Genomic DNA, 16,914 nt, shown 5'->3' with positions numbered 1-16,914 from the left:
GCCCGTTCCCTCGCTGCGTTCCCTTCTTGCCACCCCGCTGCATTCCGGCGCGGCGATTCCGCTCGCAGGCACGTTGGGTGCCGTGGTGGGCGCAGGATTCGAGCTGGTATTCCGCAGTTGCACCAATGCCGCCGGCCCCGCATGGAGCGTTGCCGAGATCGTGAAGCCCGCGCTGATCTCCGGCTGGATGGGGATCGGCTGCACCAACGCGATGCGATGGCTGGACCCCGACAAGCCTGCGCGGCAACTGCAGCCGCATGAGAAGGCGCTGGTCGACTACCCGGCCGTGCGCGAGCTGCTGCATGAGGCCGGCACCAGCGTTGATGACCTGGACGCGTTGAAGTCTCTCGCCGCGCAGCTGGAGCGGGATTTCAGCCGGGTCGCCCGTGAATTCAATGCATACTGCCAGACCCGCAGGGTGCCACCAAATCCGCTCATTGCAGGCGTCATCCGTCATTTCTACCTGACCCATTGCCGCGATCGTGCGGTGATGCTGCTCGCCAAGCGCAACGCCAACGCGTGTTACCTGGTGGCCGCGCGCGAAGGGCAGGGCACGGCCATCGCGACCGCGCTGAACCAGGCAGGCACGCGCGCCGGCACCGTGCTGCGCCAGCTGCACTGCCCGTACCTGCGCGTGGACCTTGCCAATACCGCGCTGCGTGATGCGCATGCGTTCACCACCGACGAATGCCAGGGCGAGATGCGCGTGCATTCTGCTCCCGCCCGGACAGGGCACATGCTGGAGACACTGAAGCCCAGCGCACTGGTCGGCGTCACCCATCGTCGCCAGACGCGGCGACACTGTGAATCCGGTGATGCATCGGCATCGGCAGCGACGCCGACACCGGCGGCGGAGTCAGCCGGCTCAGTCCATCACGCCCGCGCCGAGGTCCACTTGGGACCGCTGCTGCGCGCCAAGCTGCGTGGACTGGCCGCCGACAGCCGCACCTTGCGGGAACTGGACCGGATCAAAGGTGACTTGGCCGACCGCCGTCCTTGCGGCCACCCGGTGCGCTACCAGGGCATGCCGTATCAAGCGACCGACATCCACTGGGAAGGCCGGCAGAGCCCGGGCCGTAACACGGAGCGCCTGCTGTACCGTAAAACTCCACATGGCTACGTGCTGGTCGACATCGTCGACTACCACCGCCCACGCACCTGATCTAGCCGACGGCGCCAGAAAGATGCTCATACAGGATGGCGCTGCCGACGATGATCAGGATTACGCCGCCAGCGATCTCGGCACGCTTGCCGATCATGTCGCCCAGCACCCGACCCAGCATGATGCCGGTGGTGACCATCACCAGCGTGCACAGGCCGATCACCGTCGCCATCACGCCGATATGCACGTCCAGGAAGGCCAGGCCCACGCCGACGGCCAGGGCATCGATGCTGGTGGCAAAGCCGGTGACGGCCAGGTGCCAGAAACCGTGGTGCTTGTCGGGGTCGTCGCTGTCAGCGTCCGGGTCGTGCCGCACGCCGTTGATGATCATGTGCACACCCAGTGCACCGAGCAGCACGAAGGCGATCCAGTGGTCGAAGGCCTGCACGTAGGACGACGCGGCGCGGCCGAGCAACCAGCCGATCACCGGCGTAAGGCCTTCGATCACACCGAAGATGAGGCCGGCACGCAGCGCATCGGGAAAACGCGGCTTGCGCATGGCAGCGCCTTTGCCGATCGCCGCGGCGAAGGCATCGGTGGACATGGCAAAGCCGATCAACAGCATCGAAATGGGGGACATCACACGACAGTGCAGGTTGGGCGATGACGGACAACGGCCCACGTTCGCGCCCAACCTGTCGTTGCGCACGCGGACCGCTGGTCTCGCCAACCATCACTGGCTGCCCGCACCACGGCGCACTGGCCGAGCATGTTGATACGGGCGTTTCCTTCAGCAGGAAACAGGCTACTCCCCAAGGGGACGCGAAGCTTAGCACCGCGAATGCGGTTTCCCGCCCAAATCGCCGAATTGCGCAGGGCGTGCTGGGATGTATAGCTTCGGCTATAAGCCGAAGCAGGTAGAGCGGACTGTTAGTCCGCTGCATGTCTCCGCAGCCGGGGGGTAGAGCGGACTGTTAGTCCGCTGCATGTCTCCGCAGCCGACTAACAGTCGGCTCTACCGCAACGACGCAACCACGCAACCACGCAACCCCCGATCAATCCTCTTCCGGCGGCAACACCAACGGCTCGTCATCCAGCGTCAGCTTGCCGGCCATCAGCACCGCCTGGGTGCGGTTGGTCACACCCAGCTTGCGCAGGATCGCGGTCACATGCGCTTTGATGGTGGCCTCGGACACATTGAGGTCATACGCAATCTGCTTGTTGAGCCGCCCAGCGCCGAGCATCTGCAGCACCCGGAACTGCTGCGGGGTGAGCTCGCGCAGGCGCTGGCCGACTTCGCGTTCCTCGCGCCCGGTCGGCGGCACGTTGTGCGCCTCCGGCGGGGCCCAGGTTTCTCCGTCCAGGATCGTGCCCAGCGCATGCCCGATCGTGTCCGAGTCGGCCGACTTGGGAATGAACCCGAACGCGCCGTGGTCGAGTGCCCGCCGCATCACGGTGGGCTCTTCGCGCGCGGACACCACCACCACCGGCAACTGCGGGTGCAGCGCCCGCATGTGTACCAGCGCGTTGAAGCCCTGCGCACCGGGCATGTTGAGGTCCATCAGGACCAGGTCGGCATCGGCATGCTGGTCGGCCAGCTGGTACAGCGCTTCCACGCTGTCGGCCTCGTACAGCAGCACGCCCGGCATCACCCGCTGCACCGCGCCGCGCAGGGCTTCACGGAACAGGGGGTGGTCATCGGCGATCAGCAGGGTTGTCATGGGGGAGGTGGGAACCAATTACTTGACCTTACGCTCTTCCACCAGCGATGCCACCACCGACGGGTCGGCCAGGGTCGAGGTGTCACCCAGCTGGTCGGGTGCGTTCTCGGCGATCTTGCGCAGGATGCGGCGCATGATCTTGCCCGAGCGCGTCTTCGGCAGCCCCGGGGCCCACTGCAGGTGGTCGGGCGAGGCGATCGGGCCGATCTCCTTGCGCACCCACGCCACCAGCTCCTTGTGCAGTTCCTCGCTCGGCGTTTCGTCGGCCACCAGGGTCACGTAGGCATAGATGCCCTGGCCCTTGATGTCGTGCGGGAAGCCGACCACGGCCGCCTCGGCCACCTTCGGGTGGGAGACCAGCGCGCTTTCCACCTCGGCGGTACCGATGCGGTGGCCGGACACGTTGATGACATCGTCGACGCGGCCGGTGATCCAGTAGTAGCCGTCCTCGTCGCGCCGGCAGCCGTCACCGGTGAAGTAGCTGCCCGGGTAGGTGCGGAAGTAGGTGTCGATGAAGCGCTGGTGGTCGCCGTAGACGGTGCGCATCTGGCCCGGCCACGAATCGCGGATGATCAGGTTGCCTTCGGTGGCGCCGTCCTTGATCTCGCCATCGGCGTTGACCAGCGCCGGCTGCACGCCGAAGAAGGGCAGGGTGGCCGACCCGGGCTTGAGATCGATCGCGCCGGGCAGCGGCGAAATCAGGATGCCGCCGGTTTCGGTCTGCCACCAGGTATCCACGATCGGGCAGCGGCCATCGCCGACCACGTCGTAGTACCAGCGCCAGGCTTCCGGGTTGATCGGCTCGCCGACGCTGCCCAGCAGGCGCAGCGAGGCGCGCGAGGTGCGCTTGACCGGTGCATCGCCTTCGCGCATCAACGCACGGATGGCGGTGGGTGCGGTATAGAAGATGCTGACCTGGTGCTTGTCGATCACCTGCCAGAAGCGCGAGGTGTCGGGGTAGTTCGGCACGCCTTCGAACATCAGCGAGGTGGCGCCGTTGGCCAGCGGGCCGTACACGATGTAGCTGTGCCCGGTGACCCAGCCCACGTCGGCGGTGCACCAGTAGATGTCGTCCTCGCGCAGGTCGAACACCGCTTCATGGGTGTAGGCCGCGTACAGCAGGTAGCCGCCGGTGGTGTGTAGCACGCCCTTGGGCTTGCCGGTGGAACCGGAGGTGTAGAGGATGAACAGCGGATCTTCGGCGTTCATCCGCTCCGGTTCGCACTGTGCCGGCTGCGGGTCCACCACGTCGTGGAACCAGCGGTCGCGTGGCGCCTGCATGTCCACCGCGCCGCCGGTGTGGCGCACCACCAGCACGGTTTCCACCGTGGTGGTGCCGGGCAGCTTCAGCGCGGCATCCACGTTGGCCTTCAGCGGAATCCTGCGGCCACCGCGCAGGCCTTCGTCGGCGGTGATGATGAGCTTGCTGCCACAGTCGATCACGCGGTCGGCGATCGAGTTCGGCGCAAAGCCGCCGAACACCACCGAGTGGATCGCACCGATGCGCGCACAGGCCAGCATGGCTACAGCGGCGTCAACAATCATCGGCAGGTAGATGGTCACCCGGTCGCCCTTCTTGACGCCCAGGTTGCGCAGCGCGTTGCCGAGGCGGCAGGTGCGCTCGTACAGCTCGCGGTAGGTCACGCCCTGCGCCGGCGCATCCGGGCTGTCCGGTTCGAACAGCAGCGCAACCTTGTCGCCGCGCTTGTCCAGCTGGCGGTCCAGGCAGTTCACGCTGGCGTTGAGTTCGCCGTCTTCGAACCACTTGATGCGGAAATCGTCGAGCTGGTAGCTGACGTTGCGGATCGTGGACGGCTTCCTGTACCAGTCCAGCCGCTCGGCGGCCTTGCCCCAGAACGCGTCGGGGTTGTCCACCGATTCGCGGTAGAGCTGCTGGTAAGTGTTCTTGTCAATGCGCGCCTTGGCGGCAACGTCCGCCTTGACGGGGTAAAGATCGGCCATGGCACCCTCACTTGCACTAGGACTGGGTTGTGCGATCGCAGCATAACCCGCGATTCATCCCGCTCAGTTTGCCGCATCCACCGCGCCACGAGGTAAGGGAATGGTTAGACCTTGGTCGTAAAAGCGTACCGACCAACGGTCGGTACCTACCCACCTGCCTGCGGCATCTGCTGTCCGCCTTTGGCGTCCAGACATCCGCCCCGGCGGGGCGGGTTCGACCAATTGCCAATAGCCGGGGTGCGTCAACCGGCCGCACGCTCGGCTCGACCGTGACCCCACACGCGGCGATCACTTTGCCACCCGGGAGAGAGGGCAACATGAGTACCCGTATGTTGAAGACCATGCGCAAGCCGTTGGCGACCTGCCTGTTGGTCGCGTTGGTGGCGCCTGGCATGGCGTTTGCCGAAACCGCCAAAGAGAAGCAGCTGGAAGCGCGCGTTGCCGAGCTGGAGCGCCAGGTGCAGCTGCTGCTGTCCACCACCCAGCAGCAACAGACCCAGATCAGCCAGGCCCAGACCGACGTGACCGCGGTGAAGACCGTGCAGGCGCAACAGCCTGCCGGCGCCACCGTGCCCGCCGGCAAGCAGCCGATCCAGGTCACCACCATCACCCCGGGCGCCGCGCCGGGCACCACGGTCAAGATCGGCGGCTTCATCAAGGCCGACTTCCTGGCCACCCAGACCGGCGATGGCCAACTGGCCGACGACGCCACCGGCCGCGCGCTGTACCTGCCGGGCCAGACCCCGGTGGCCGGTGCCGGCGGTAGCGGCGAGCGTTCCGACGTGGACTTCAATGCCCACGCCAAGTTCTCGCGCTTCAACCTGGGCATCGACAACGTCTCGGACAAGGGCAACAAGTCCGGCGCGTTCTTCGAGATGGACTTCTTCGGCAACTCGCTGGGCAACCAGACCGCCACCAATACTTACGGCGTGACCCTGCGCCACGCGTACATGTATTGGAACAACTGGATGGCCGGCCAGACCTGGTCGAACTTCATGGACGCCGCCTCGCTGCCGGAAGCGGCCGACTTCGTCGGTCCCACCGACGGCGTGCTGTTCGTGCGCCAGGCGCAGATCCGCTACACCCAGGGCGGCTTCAGCGTCGCGCTGGAAAACCCGGAAACCACCGTGCTCACCGGCACCCGCAATCCGGTTACCGGGGCGTGGACCAACGTGGCCAGCAACAGCGACCGTGGCTCCCTGCCGGACCTGACCCTGCGTTATGGCTGGAAGGGCGACTGGGGCACCTTCGGGGTGGGCGGTATCGTGCGCCAGCTCAAGGTCGACAACCAGGCCACCGGTGCCGACGCCGACAAGATCGGCGGCGGCCTGACCCTGGGCGGCAAGTGGGTGATGGGCGGCAGCGACCAGCTGCACTACCAGATCAGCGGTGGCGAAGGCATCGCCCGTTACGTTGGCCTGGGCGTCACCGCCGATACGGCTTACGACGTGGCCCAGGACGAACTCAACCCCACTGGCGTGCTGGCCGGCTATGTCGGCTGGCGCCACGCCTTCACCCCGAAGCTGCGCACCAACCTGATCTACGCCCGCAGCGACTACGACAACGACAGCGTGCTGGGCCCGCTGGTCACCAAGAGCGTGCAGAGCATCCGCGGCAACATCTTCTACACGCCGATGCCCAAGGTCGATATCGGCGCGGAGTACATGTACGGCGTGCGCGAGATCGAAGATGGCCGCAAGGGCGACATCAACCGCGTGCAGTTCACCACGAAGTACAGTTTTTAAGCATGGGTGCCGACGCATTGTCGGCACCTGCCACCAATGATTGCTTCGGAGGGGAAGCGTCTTATGTCCACCACACCCGTACCTGCAAAAGCAGAACTTACCAAGGGCCACAAGAAGGTCATCTTCGCGTCCAGCCTTGGCACCGTGTTCGAATGGTATGACTTCTTCCTGTATGGCTCGCTGGCGGCGATCATCGCCAAGCAGTTCTTCAGCGGGGTCAATGAAACCACGGGCATGATCTTCGCCCTGCTGGCCTTCGCGGCCGGCTTCTTCGTGCGTCCGTTCGGCGCGGCCTTCTTCGGCAGCCTCGGCGACCGCATCGGCCGCAAGTACACCTTCCTGGTCACGATCCTGATCATGGGCATCTCGACCTTCCTGGTCGGCGTGCTGCCCAACTACGCGTCGATCGGCTTCGCGGCGCCGGTGATCCTGATCGTCCTGCGCCTGGCCCAGGGCCTGGCGATGGGTGGCGAGTACGGTGGCGCGGCGACCTACGTGGCCGAGCATGCACCGGCCGACAAGCGTGGCCTGTACACCAGCTTCATCCAGTGCACGGCCACGCTTGGCCTGTTCATGTCGCTGCTGATCATCCTGGCCTGCCGCTACTTCCTGGGCAACGAGGCATTTGAAGCCTGGGGCTGGCGCATTCCGTTCCTGGTCTCGATCATCCTGCTCGGCATCTCGGTGTGGATCCGCCTGCAGCTGAGCGAGTCGCCGCTGTTCCAGCAGATGAAGGCCGAAGGCAAGGGCTCCAAGACCCCGTTCCGTGACAGCCTCAAGGACGGCAACCTCAAGCTGATGCTGCTGGTCCTGCTCGGCGCCGCAGCCGGCCAGGCCGTGGTGTGGTATGGCGGCCAGTTCTACGCGCTGTTCTTCCTGAGCAGCATGCTCAAGGTCGATGCCACCACCTCCTACCTGCTGATCGCCGGCGCGCTGGCCCTCGGTACGCCGTTCTTCATCTTCTTCGGCTGGCTGTCCGATCGCATCGGCCGCAAGAAGATCATCCTGGCCGGCTGCCTGTTGGCCGCGGTGACCTACATCCCGGTGTTCAAGGGCCTGACCCATTTCGCCAACCCGGCCATCGAAGAAGCCCGCAGCAGCTCGCCGGCGCTGGTCATCGCCGATCCGAACACCTGCTCGTTCCAGTTCGATCCGGTCGGCCTGCGCAAGTTCACCAGCTCCTGCGACGTGGCCACCGCCGCGCTGACCAAGGCCGGTGTGCCGTACGACGTGCAGCCTGCCGCCGCCGGTTCGCTGGCGCTGGTGAGCGTGGGTAACAGCCAGGTGACCTCGTTCGAGGCCGCTGGCCTGACCAAGGATGAGCTCAAGGCCAAGGGCGATGCCTTCGGTGGCGAACTCAAGGCGGCGCTGACCGCAGCGGGTTACCCGGCCAAGGCCGACAACGCGCGCATCAACATCGCCGGCACCGTGCTCATGCTGTGGATCCTGGTGCTGTACGTGACCATGGTCTACGGCCCGATCGCGGCCTACCTGGTCGAGCTGTTCCCGACCCGCATCCGCTACACCTCGATGTCGCTGCCGTACCACATCGGCAACGGCTGGTTCGGTGGCTTCCTGCCGGCGATCTCGTTCGCGCTGGTGGCCGGCACCGGCAACCTTTACTACGGCCTGTGGTACCCGATCATCATCGCGCTGATGACGGTCGTGGTCGGCGGCCTGTTCCTGCATGAAACCAAGGGTGTAGACATCACCAAGTAACCGGTGATGGCGTGAACCAGAAGGGCCGTGGCATTGCCACGGCCCTTCTTCGTTTGGGTCCGCGAGGACACGCATGGCGTGTCGCTACAGTGCGTCCGATGTGTAGCGACACGCCATGCGTGCCCTCGCGGTGTCGGCTCCAACCATTGCTATATTCCGGCCATGGACCACCCCAACACCGACACTGCCGCCCTACAGGCCATTCTGCATACCCTGCGCCACGCCTGGCAGGCCAACCGCCCGTCGCTGGAACAGCGCCGCAGCGACCTGCAGCGCCTGCGCGCTGCGTTGAAGACACGCCTGCCGCAGATGGCCGAGGCCATCGCAGCCGATTTCGGCCACCGCTCCACCCATGAGTCGCTGATCGCCGACGGCATGACCGTGCTCAACGAGATCGACCACCTGCTGGCGCACCTGCGCGGGTGGATGCGCCCGCGCCGGGTCGGGGTCGGCTGGCGGTTCTGGCCGGCGCGGGCGCAGACCCGGCCGGTGCCACTCGGCGTGGTCGGGGTGATCTCGCCCTGGAACTACCCGGTGAACCTGGCGCTGATTCCGCTGGCCACTGCCATCGCGGCAGGCAACCACGTCGTCCTGAAACCCTCCGAGCACACCCCGCGCACCAGCGCCTTCCTGCACGACCTGCTGGCCGACGTGTTCCCGGCCGAGCGCGTAGCGGTAGTGCAGGGCGACGCCGCGCTGGCCTCGGCGCTGGCCGGCTCGCCGCTGGACCACCTGGTGTTCACCGGCTCCACGGCGGTGGGCCGCAAGGTCATGGCCGCCGCCGCGCAGCACCTGACCCCGCTCACCCTGGAACTGGGCGGCAAGTCACCGGCCATCGTGTGCAGCGACTACCCGCTGGACAAGGCCGCCGCGCGGCTGGCTACCGGCAAGTGGTTCAATGCCGGCCAGACCTGCATCGCGCCGGACTATGTGCTGGTCGACAGCCGCCGCCAGCGCGAGCTGGTGCAGCAGCTGCAGACCCAGGTGCGCGCGCGCTACGGTGAATTCAGCAATACGGACGATTACACCCGCATCATCAATGAAGGCCAGTACCAGCGCCTGCTCGGCTACCTGGCCCAGGCGCGCGAACGCGGCGTGCCGGTGATCGAACTGGCCAGCATCGATCCCGAACGGGCGCGCCGCGAGCGGCTGATCGTGCCCACCATCGTGCTCGACCCGCCGGCCGACCTGGACCTGATGCAGGAGGAAATCTTCGGCCCGATCCTGCCCGTGTGCGCCTATCCCGACCTGGATGCCGCCCTGGAATCAGTGCAGGGCCGCGACCGGCCGCTGGCGCTGTACGTTTTCAGCGAACAGCGGCCCGTGGTGGAGCGCGTGCTCGGCCAGATCGTGGCCGGCGGCGTCACCGTCAACGACACCCTGCTGCATTTCGCCATCAACGGCCTGCCGTTCGGCGGCGTCGGCCCCAGCGGGATGGGCGCCTACCACGGGCGTGCCGGGTTCGATGCGATGAGCAAGCAGCTGCCGATCCTGTGGCAGTCGCGGTGGGCGGCGAGCGATATGCTTAAACCGCCGTATTCACGCATTGCCGGCCTGCTCAGGGTGATTCTGCGCTGATGGAGGTACCGACCAACGGTCGGTACCTACCCGAGGGGCAGCACCGCTCCGCATGCGTCGCGGCCGAGGCTCGCGGTCGACCGGTAGGTACCGACCGTTGGTCGGTACGGAACCGCCGACCCGCTACAATGCGCCCATGAAAATCGCCTCCTGGAACGTCAATTCGCTCAACGTGCGCCTGCCGCACCTGGAACAGTGGCTCACTGCGTTCGCGCCGGACGTGGTCGGCATCCAGGAAACCAAGATGGAGGACCACAAGTTCCCCGACGCGGTGCTGGCCGGGCTGGGCTACCGCAGCGTGTTCGCCGGGCAGAAGACCTACAACGGCGTGGCGCTGCTGTCGCGCGAGCCGGCGCAGGACGTGCAGATCGGCATTCCAGGCTTCGAGGACGAGCAGAAGCGGGTGATCGCCGGCACCGTCAACGGCGTGCGCATCATCAACCTGTACGTGGTCAACGGCCAGGACGTGGACACCGACAAGTACGCCTACAAGCTGCGCTGGCTGGAAGCGGTGCACGCCTGGGTCGCCTCGGAACTGCAGAAATACCCGGAGCTGGTGGTGATGGGCGACTTCAACATCGCCCCCGACGCGCGCGATGTGCACGACCCGCTGGTCTGGAACGAGAACCACATCCTGACCTCCACCGCCGAACGCGGCGCGCTCAACAAGTTGCTGCAGCTGGGGCTGCACGATGCCTTCCGGCTGCACAGCGAAGAGGAAGGCGTATTCAGCTGGTGGGATTACCGCGCCGCCGGGTTCCGCCGCAACCTGGGCCTGCGCATTGACCTGACCCTGGTGTCGGATGCCCTCAAGGCGCGTGCGCTGGCTTCGGGCATAGACCGCGAGCCGCGCACCTGGGACCGGCCGAGCGACCACGCCCCGGCGTGGGTGCAGCTGGGCTGAAACGCACAAGGCCCGGCGGGTGCCGGGCCTTGCTGGAAAGGCGTAACGACCAACGGTCGTTACCTGCCCTGTGAGGTTATCGAACGCTGCGGCGGGTGAAGAGGTTCACGATCGCCAGCAGGATCACGGCCCCGATCAGCGAGAACAGGAACGTGCGGATCGTGATCGCTTCATTGATGCCACCGCCGAACAGGAAGCCGGCGATCAGCGCGCCGACGATGCCGACCACGATGTTGAGGATGATGCCCTGCTGCGCGTCGCGGCGCATGATGATGCTGGCAAGCCAGCCCACGATGCCACCGACGATCAACCAGATGATGATGCCCATGTTGTCCACTCCAGAGTTTGTGTGCCGATGAGACGGAGCCAGTTGACGGCAGCCCCCGTGAAGTCGTCGTGCAGCCGCATTGGCGGGGTGTTCGCATGAGCCTGCCGGCGACCCTGGACGGGCCCTGGCGGTTTGGCCCGGTCACCGTCTGGCGCCTGCCGCACGTGCCCGGTACCCGTGGCGAGCCGCAGGCGCGGGTGTTGCTGGCTGACCAGTTGGGGGGCAGCCCCGAAGACCTGCCGCTGCAGCGTGATCCGCGCGGCCGCCCGGAGCTGCACGGCCCGCTGGCGCATATCGGCACCGGCTGGAGTCACAGCCATGGCCTGCTGCTGGTGGGGCTGGGCGAGGGCGTCCGGCTGGGCGTGGACCTGGAGCCGCTGCGCCCACGGCCGCGCATGGCCGAAATCATCGAGCGCTTCTTCCACCCGACCGAAGTGGCATGGCTGCTCGGGCTGGACGAAGACGCCCGCACCCATTGGTTCTTCCGTGTCTGGTGCGCCAAGGAAGCCATCCTCAAGGCGCAGGGGCAGGGCATCTCGTTCGGCCTGCACCGCCTGCAGCTGGCGCCCGCCGCCGACGGCGCCCTGCACCTGGCCTGGTGCGACCCGGAACTCGGCCCGGCCCAGCGCTGGCACCTGCACGAATGGCAGGCCGCGGACGATTTCCGCGCCGCACTGGCCTGGCACGCGCTCTGAGCGCGCCGAATCCGCGCAGTCAGCAGGTCCCCAGCCTGCGATAATGGGCGCATGACCGAACACACACTCCCGGCCGGCGTGGCCGATGCCCTCGAGCGCGGCCTGGCTGCCATGGGCCTGGATGCCGCCCTGGCGCCGCCCCTGCTGACCTACCTCGCCCTGCTCGACCGCTGGAACCGCACCTACAACCTCACCGCCATCCGCGACCCGATGGAGATGGTCACCCGCCACCTGCTCGATTCGCTGGCGATGCAGCCGTACCTGGAGCAGGGCACCCTGGCCGACCTGGGCACCGGCCCAGGGCTCCCCGGCATTCCGCTGGCCATCGCCCGCCCGCAGCTGCAGGTGACCCTGGTGGAAAGCAACGGCAAGAAGGCCCGCTTCATGCGCGAAGCGGTGCGCCAGCTGGGCCTGGCCAACGCCCGCGTGGCCGAATCCCGTGCCGAAGCGCTGGCGGAGCCGGGTGCCTATGACAACCTCACCGCCCGCGCCATGGACACCCTGGCCGGCATCATCGCCGTCGGCGGCCACCTGCTGCGCCCCGGCGGACGCCTGCTGGCCATGAAGGGCGTCCACCCGCATGACGAGATCGCCCAGCTGCCGGCCGGCTGGCGGGTTGAGCAGGTCCTGCCACTGCATGTTCCGGGCCTGACCGGCGAGCGCCATCTGGTGGTGGTGGCCGGTCCGTGAGACACGACACGCCCCATGCCCGCATAATGCCCAGTCCCACCCCCTGCCGATGAGGCTCACCCGCATGGCCCGCATCATCGCCATCGCCAACCAGAAAGGTGGCGTCGGCAAGACCACGACTGCCGTCAATCTGGCCGCCGCCCTGGCTGCTGCGCCCAAGCGCGTGCTGCTGGTCGACCTCGATTCCCAGGGCAATGCGACCATGGGCAGCGGCGTGGACAAGCGCGAAGTTGCCGCCTCCACCTGCGACCTGCTGCTGGGCGAAAGCACCGCGGCCGACGTCCGGGTGACCACCCTGGAAGGCTTCGACCTGCTGCCGGGCAACATCGACCTGACCGCCGCCGAGATCCAGCTGATGGACCAGGGCGAACGCGAACAGCGGCTCAAGCGCGCGCTGGCCCCGATCCAGGACGAGTACGACTTCATCCTGATCGACTGCCCGCCGGCGCTGTCGCTGCTGACCCTCAACGCGTTGGCCGCCGCCGATTCGGTGATCGTGCCGATGCAGTGCGAGTATTACGCGCTGGAAGGCCTGAGCGCGCTGGTGGAAACCATCGATGCGCTGCGCGCCAACCTCAATCCCAGCCTGGAGATCGAGGGCGTGCTGCGCACCATGTTCGATGTGCGCAACAACCTCGCCAATGCCGTGTCGGCCGAATTGACCGACCACTTCGGCGATCGCGTGTTCCGCACCATCGTGCCGCGCAACGTGCGCCTGGCCGAGGCGCCCAGCCACGGCCAGAGCATCGTCGGCTACGACCGCGCCTCGCGCGGCGGCGTCGCCTACCTCGGCCTGGCCGGCGAGATCATCCGCCGCCACCACCAACGCAACACGGCCGGCAAGGCCATGGAGACCGCCTGATGAGCACCAAGCCCGCCCCCGGCAAGAAACGCGGCCTCGGCCGTGGCCTCGATGCGCTGTTGGGGCCCAAGGGCGCGGTGACACAGGTGCAGGCCGCGGCCGTGATCGAGCCGCTGCCGGGTGAAGTGCTGCGCAAGCTGCCGGTCAAGCACCTGCAGCCGGGCAAGTACCAGCCGCGCCGCGACATGGACGAAACCAAGCTCGCCGAGCTGGCCGATTCCATCAAGGCGCAGGGCGTGATCCAGCCGATCCTGGTGCGCCAGCTGGGCCCGGACAGCTTCGAGATCGTGGCCGGCGAACGCCGCTGGCGCGCGTCGCAGCTGGCCGGCCTGGACGAAGTGCCGGTAGTGGTGCGCGAGCTGGAAGACCGCACCGTCATCGCGATGGCGCTGATCGAGAACATCCAGCGCGAAGACCTCAACCCGCTCGAAGAAGCCGAAGCGCTGCAGCGGCTCATCAGCGAATTCGCGCTGACCCATGCCGAAGCCGCCCAGGCCGTCGGTCGCTCGCGCGCGGCGGTGTCCAACCTGCTGCGCCTGCTGGAGCTGCCGGTGGCGATCCGCCTGCTGCTGGAAACCCGCCGGCTGGAAATGGGCCATGCCCGCGCGCTGCTGACCCTGGCGCCGGAGCTGGCCAGCAAGCTGGCCCAGGAAGCAGCCGACCAGGGCTGGTCGGTGCGTGAGGTCGAACACCGTGCGCAGCAGTTCGCTGCCGGCAAGGTGCCTGCCTCGCTGCGCCGCAAGCCGAGCGCGGCCGCCCCGCAGGCCGACATCGCGTCGCTGGAAACCGAGCTGTCCGAATCGCTGGGTGCCCGCGTGGCGATCAACCACGGCCGTGGCGGCAAGGGCAAGTTGATCATTCATTACACCGACCTGGACACGCTGGACGGCGTGCTCGAGAAGCTCCGCGTACGCAAGGGCTGAGTCCCCCGCCACGCAAGAGGAACCCACTTACCTGATGAACCCCACCAAGGTCGATCGCAACCATCTGTTGCGCCTGACCGACCTGCCAAATGTCGGGCCGGCCTGTGAGAAGGATCTTCGTCTGATCGGGATCCGTGTCCCCGCGCACGTGCGCGGCCGCGATGCCTACGACATGTACGCGCAGCTGTGCATGCGCACCGGGGTGCTGCACGACCCGTGCGTGATCGATGTGTTCCTGTCCATCGTGCGCTTCATGCAGGGCGAAGCCCCGCGTCCCTGGTGGGATTTCAGCAAGGAACGCAAGGCCACGCTGGCGCGCGAAGCACCGCTGAGCCTGTAGTGACGTACCGGTAACGGCGTTATTCTGTCGCCTGGATTTTCCGGGACGACTGCCATGACCCTTCTTGTGACCGGCGCTGCAGGCTTCATCGGCGCCAATACCGTGCGTGCCCTGCTCGATGCCGGGCACACGGTGGTCGGCCTGGACAACTACAACGACTACTACGACCCGCAGATCAAGCGCGATCGCGTGGCGGCACTGTGCCCGGACGCCGATATCCGCGCGCTGGACCTGATCGACCGTGATGGCCTGGCCGCGCTGTTCGACGAGGTCAAGCCGACCCGGGTGATCCACCTGGCCGCGCAGGCCGGTGTGCGCTATTCGCTGGAAAACCCGCACGCCTACGTGGACAGCAACCTGACCGGGTTCGTCAACATCCTGGAACTGTGCCGCCATCGCGGCGTGGCGCACCTGGTGTACGCCTCCAGCAGCTCGGTCTACGGTGATTCGGCCACCCCGCCGTTCTCCGAAGACCAGCGCATCGACAAGCCGCGCTCGCTGTACGCAGCGACCAAGGCGGCCAACGAGTTGATGGCCTACACCTACGCGCAGTTGTATGGCCTGCACGCCACCGGCCTGCGCTTCTTCACCGTGTACGGCCCGTGGGGCCGCCCCGACATGGCGCCGCTGCTGTTCTCGCGCGCGGTGCTGGCCGGGCGCCCCATCGACGTGTTCAACGACGGCAGGATGCAGCGCGATTTCACACATGTTTCCGACATCGTGGCCGGTATCCTCGGCGCGCTGGCGCATCCGTCCAGCGAGGACGTACCGCACCGTGTCTTCAACCTGGGCAACCACACCCCGATCGAGCTGGAACACTTCATCGGGGTCATCGAGGCCGCCGCTGGACGCCCGGCACAGAAGGTCTACAAGCCGATGCAGCCCGGCGACATGGTCCGCACCATGGCCGACACCCGTCGTGCCCATGACGCTTTCGGCTATGAACCGGTCACCCCGATCGAGCGCGGCCTGCCGCCGGTGGTGGCCTGGTGCCGCGACTATTTCGGTGATCGCGCCTGACTCACATCGCCGGGTTCATCTTCGGATAACCTTGATCTCGGAAAATGCGCGGTCTTTTTCATTCCTGGCCTTTCGCAGAGCCCGATCATGAGCCAACCCCAGTTGTCGGTCGTCGTCCCGGTATTCAATGAACGCGACAACGTACAGCCCCTGATCGAAGAGATCACCGCGGCGCTGCGCGGCCAGGTGGACTTCGAGATCGTCTACGTCGACGATCACTCGCGCGACGACACCCTGGCCGTGCTGGAGTCGTTGAAGCCGGCCAACCCCGAATTGCGGGTCCTGCACCATGTCAGCCAGAGCGGGCAGAGCACCGCGGTGAAGAACGGGGTCAAGCACGCCCGCGCACCGTGGATCGCCACGCTGGATGGCGACGGCCAGAACGACCCGGCAGACATTCCGAAGCTGCTGGCCGCGCGTGCGTCCGCCGAGCCGCAGGTGAAGCTGTTCGCTGGCTGGCGCGTCAACCGCCAGGACAGCGGCAGCAAGCGCTGGGCCAGCAGGTGGGCCAACGCGATCCGCGCCCGCATGCTGCGTGACGACACCCCCGATACCGGCTGCGGCATCAAGCTGTTCGAGCGTGCCGCGTTCCTGGAGCTGCCGTACTTCGACCACATGCACCGCTACCTGCCCGCGCTGATGCAGCGGGCGGGCTGGAAGACGGTGAGCGTGCCGGTCAACCACCGCCACCGCACCGCCGGGGTGTCCAAGTACAACAACCTCGGCCGCGCGCTGGTCGGGATCCGCGACCTGCGCGGGGTGGCCTGGCTGATCACGCGCAGCAAGCGCACGGCCGTGGAAGAACGCTGATGGAACTGCACTGGCTCGACCAACCGCTGAGCTGGCTGTTCTGGACCGGGCTGCACGTGACCGGCTGGAAGCTGATCGGCTATACCGGCGCACTGATGTTCGGCGGCCGCTGGCTGGTGCAGTTCGTCGCCTCGCGCCGGGCCGGCAAGCCGGTGATCCCGCGCCTGTTCTGGTACATGAGCGTGGTGGGCAGCCTGATGACGCTGAGCTACTTCCTGTTTTCGGCCAAGCAGGATTCGGTGGGGGTGCTGCAGAACCTGTTTCCGGCGTTTACCGCGCTTTACAGCTTGAAGCTGGATATCCAGCACCGTGGGTGGAAGCGGGATAAAGCCGAACACTGAGGGCTGCGAACCTCGCGGGTATCGGCCCGTACCCGGCGTACACCCGGCGCCCACCCGGTACGGCCCGTACCCGGCGGATACCCGGCGCCCGCCCGGAACGGTCCGTACCCGGCGGATACCCGGTGCCCGCCCCCGGTAGCGCCGACTGTTAGTCGGCTGCTCTTCGCGGGAATC

Annotated in this window: 17 protein-coding genes; 13 read left to right on the top strand and 4 right to left on the bottom strand. The window is 66.9% G+C overall.

The window, feature by feature from the left end; translation table 11 throughout:
- The first annotated feature begins 73 nt into the window (after nt 1-73).
- Nucleotides 74-1,162 carry a hypothetical protein gene (locus ACQG3P_RS12890; RefSeq protein WP_426805273.1) on the top strand — a complete coding sequence of 363 codons (1,089 nt, stop codon included), beginning with the start codon at nt 74-76 and terminating at the stop codon, nt 1,160-1,162.
- Between the two features lies 1 nt (nt 1,163).
- On the opposite strand, the gene mntP is transcribed toward ACQG3P_RS12890, so the two are convergent.
- From mntP to acs, 3 genes are all read right to left on the bottom strand, one after another.
- On the bottom strand, nt 1,164-1,742 hold the full coding sequence (gene mntP, locus ACQG3P_RS12885; RefSeq protein WP_093532614.1) for a manganese efflux pump MntP: 579 nt from the start codon (nt 1,740-1,742) through the stop codon (nt 1,164-1,166).
- Nucleotides 1,743-2,157: 415 nt separating this feature from the next.
- On the bottom strand, nt 2,158-2,823 hold the full coding sequence (locus ACQG3P_RS12880) for a response regulator transcription factor (RefSeq protein WP_068847883.1): 666 nt from the start codon (nt 2,821-2,823) through the stop codon (nt 2,158-2,160).
- Nucleotides 2,824-2,841: 18 nt separating this feature from the next.
- A complete protein-coding gene (gene acs, locus ACQG3P_RS12875) occupies nt 2,842-4,785 on the bottom strand; it encodes an acetate--CoA ligase (protein WP_184126044.1) in 1,944 nt (647 codons plus the stop codon).
- Nucleotides 4,786-5,102: 317 nt separating this feature from the next.
- Between acs and ACQG3P_RS12870 the strand changes: the two genes are divergently transcribed.
- The 4 genes from ACQG3P_RS12870 (at nt 5,103) to xth (ending at nt 10,731) form a co-directional block, all read left to right on the top strand.
- Entirely contained in the window at nt 5,103-6,530 is a 1,428-nt protein-coding gene (locus tag ACQG3P_RS12870; protein ID WP_068847879.1) for a DcaP family trimeric outer membrane transporter, read from the top strand.
- 63 nt (nt 6,531-6,593) lie between these two features.
- Complete coding sequence (locus ACQG3P_RS12865; protein ID WP_068847877.1) at nt 6,594-8,249, top strand: MFS transporter; 1,656 nt, start codon at nt 6,594-6,596, stop codon at nt 8,247-8,249.
- A gap of 162 nt (nt 8,250-8,411) precedes the next feature.
- On the top strand, nt 8,412-9,827 hold the full coding sequence (locus tag ACQG3P_RS12860; protein ID WP_426805272.1) for a coniferyl aldehyde dehydrogenase: 1,416 nt from the start codon (nt 8,412-8,414) through the stop codon (nt 9,825-9,827).
- 136 nt (nt 9,828-9,963) lie between these two features.
- On the top strand, nt 9,964-10,731 hold the full coding sequence (gene xth / locus ACQG3P_RS12855) for an exodeoxyribonuclease III (protein WP_068847873.1): 768 nt from the start codon (nt 9,964-9,966) through the stop codon (nt 10,729-10,731).
- Between the two features lie 76 nt (nt 10,732-10,807).
- Here the strand turns inward: xth and ACQG3P_RS12850 are convergent, their stop codons facing one another.
- The gene (locus ACQG3P_RS12850; protein ID WP_068854466.1) at nt 10,808-11,059 is read right to left on the bottom strand and encodes a GlsB/YeaQ/YmgE family stress response membrane protein; all 252 of its coding nucleotides are present in this window, start codon (nt 11,057-11,059) and stop codon (nt 10,808-10,810) included.
- Between the two features lie 95 nt (nt 11,060-11,154).
- Between ACQG3P_RS12850 and ACQG3P_RS12845 the strand changes: the two genes are divergently transcribed.
- The 8 genes from ACQG3P_RS12845 to ACQG3P_RS12810 all read left to right on the top strand — a co-directional run bounded on the left by ACQG3P_RS12845 (nt 11,155) and on the right by ACQG3P_RS12810 (nt 16,740).
- On the top strand, nt 11,155-11,754 hold the full coding sequence (locus ACQG3P_RS12845) for a 4'-phosphopantetheinyl transferase family protein (RefSeq protein ID WP_093532617.1): 600 nt from the start codon (nt 11,155-11,157) through the stop codon (nt 11,752-11,754).
- Between the two features lie 51 nt (nt 11,755-11,805).
- Nucleotides 11,806-12,444, top strand: coding sequence for a 16S rRNA (guanine(527)-N(7))-methyltransferase RsmG (gene rsmG / locus ACQG3P_RS12840; RefSeq protein WP_426805271.1), 639 nt, complete (start codon nt 11,806-11,808; stop codon nt 12,442-12,444).
- Nucleotides 12,445-12,508: 64 nt separating this feature from the next.
- Complete coding sequence (locus ACQG3P_RS12835; RefSeq protein WP_426805270.1) at nt 12,509-13,306, top strand: ParA family protein; 798 nt, start codon at nt 12,509-12,511, stop codon at nt 13,304-13,306.
- Nucleotides 13,306-14,229 (top strand): ParB/RepB/Spo0J family partition protein, encoded by a 924-nt coding sequence (locus tag ACQG3P_RS12830; RefSeq protein ID WP_068847864.1) that lies wholly within the window; start codon nt 13,306-13,308, stop codon nt 14,227-14,229. Before ACQG3P_RS12835 ends, ACQG3P_RS12830 begins: the two co-directional genes overlap by 1 nt.
- A 34-nt stretch (nt 14,230-14,263) precedes the next feature.
- Complete coding sequence (locus tag ACQG3P_RS12825) at nt 14,264-14,569, top strand: helix-hairpin-helix domain-containing protein (RefSeq protein WP_068847862.1); 306 nt, start codon at nt 14,264-14,266, stop codon at nt 14,567-14,569.
- A 54-nt stretch (nt 14,570-14,623) separates the two neighbouring features.
- Nucleotides 14,624-15,589, top strand: a complete 966-nt coding sequence (locus ACQG3P_RS12820) for an NAD-dependent epimerase/dehydratase family protein (protein ID WP_320457696.1) — start codon at nt 14,624-14,626, stop codon at nt 15,587-15,589.
- Nucleotides 15,590-15,676: 87 nt separating this feature from the next.
- Nucleotides 15,677-16,399: a glycosyltransferase family 2 protein gene (locus ACQG3P_RS12815; protein ID WP_320457697.1), complete on the top strand. Its 723-nt coding sequence runs from the start codon at nt 15,677-15,679 to the stop codon at nt 16,397-16,399.
- On the top strand, nt 16,399-16,740 hold the full coding sequence (locus ACQG3P_RS12810; protein ID WP_068847856.1) for a lipid-A-disaccharide synthase N-terminal domain-containing protein: 342 nt from the start codon (nt 16,399-16,401) through the stop codon (nt 16,738-16,740). The genes ACQG3P_RS12815 and ACQG3P_RS12810 overlap by 1 nt, the downstream gene beginning before the upstream one ends.
- Nucleotides 16,741-16,914 lie beyond the last annotated feature (174 nt).

Origin of the sequence: Stenotrophomonas sp. SrG, assembly GCF_050031795.1 — a bacterium.
Classification (GTDB): domain Bacteria; phylum Pseudomonadota; class Gammaproteobacteria; order Xanthomonadales; family Xanthomonadaceae; genus Stenotrophomonas; species Stenotrophomonas rhizophila_A.
The sequence above is the reverse complement of the archived record's forward strand: the minus strand, read 5'-3'. Positions and strand labels throughout refer to the sequence as shown.

Coding starts and splice junctions, on each gene's coding strand:
- ACQG3P_RS12860 (WP_426805272.1), top strand. CDS start 8,412: ATGGACCACCCCAACACCGACACTGCCGCCCTACAGGCCATTCTGCAT.
- ACQG3P_RS12865 (WP_068847877.1), top strand. CDS start 6,594: ATGTCCACCACACCCGTACCTGCAAAAGCAGAACTTACCAAGGGCCAC.
- ACQG3P_RS12815 (WP_320457697.1), top strand. CDS start 15,677: ATGAGCCAACCCCAGTTGTCGGTCGTCGTCCCGGTATTCAATGAACGC.
- ACQG3P_RS12810 (WP_068847856.1), top strand. CDS start 16,399: ATGGAACTGCACTGGCTCGACCAACCGCTGAGCTGGCTGTTCTGGACC.
- ACQG3P_RS12830 (WP_068847864.1), top strand. CDS start 13,306: ATGAGCACCAAGCCCGCCCCCGGCAAGAAACGCGGCCTCGGCCGTGGC.
- ACQG3P_RS12835 (WP_426805270.1), top strand. CDS start 12,509: ATGGCCCGCATCATCGCCATCGCCAACCAGAAAGGTGGCGTCGGCAAG.
- acs (WP_184126044.1), bottom strand. CDS start 4,785: ATGGCCGATCTTTACCCCGTCAAGGCGGACGTTGCCGCCAAGGCGCGC.
- ACQG3P_RS12825 (WP_068847862.1), top strand. CDS start 14,264: ATGAACCCCACCAAGGTCGATCGCAACCATCTGTTGCGCCTGACCGAC.
- ACQG3P_RS12820 (WP_320457696.1), top strand. CDS start 14,624: ATGACCCTTCTTGTGACCGGCGCTGCAGGCTTCATCGGCGCCAATACC.
- ACQG3P_RS12850 (WP_068854466.1), bottom strand. CDS start 11,059: ATGGGCATCATCATCTGGTTGATCGTCGGTGGCATCGTGGGCTGGCTT.
- ACQG3P_RS12845 (WP_093532617.1), top strand. CDS start 11,155: ATGAGCCTGCCGGCGACCCTGGACGGGCCCTGGCGGTTTGGCCCGGTC.
- xth (WP_068847873.1), top strand. CDS start 9,964: ATGAAAATCGCCTCCTGGAACGTCAATTCGCTCAACGTGCGCCTGCCG.
- mntP (WP_093532614.1), bottom strand. CDS start 1,742: ATGTCCCCCATTTCGATGCTGTTGATCGGCTTTGCCATGTCCACCGAT.
- ACQG3P_RS12880 (WP_068847883.1), bottom strand. CDS start 2,823: ATGACAACCCTGCTGATCGCCGATGACCACCCCCTGTTCCGTGAAGCC.
- rsmG (WP_426805271.1), top strand. CDS start 11,806: ATGACCGAACACACACTCCCGGCCGGCGTGGCCGATGCCCTCGAGCGC.
- ACQG3P_RS12870 (WP_068847879.1), top strand. CDS start 5,103: ATGAGTACCCGTATGTTGAAGACCATGCGCAAGCCGTTGGCGACCTGC.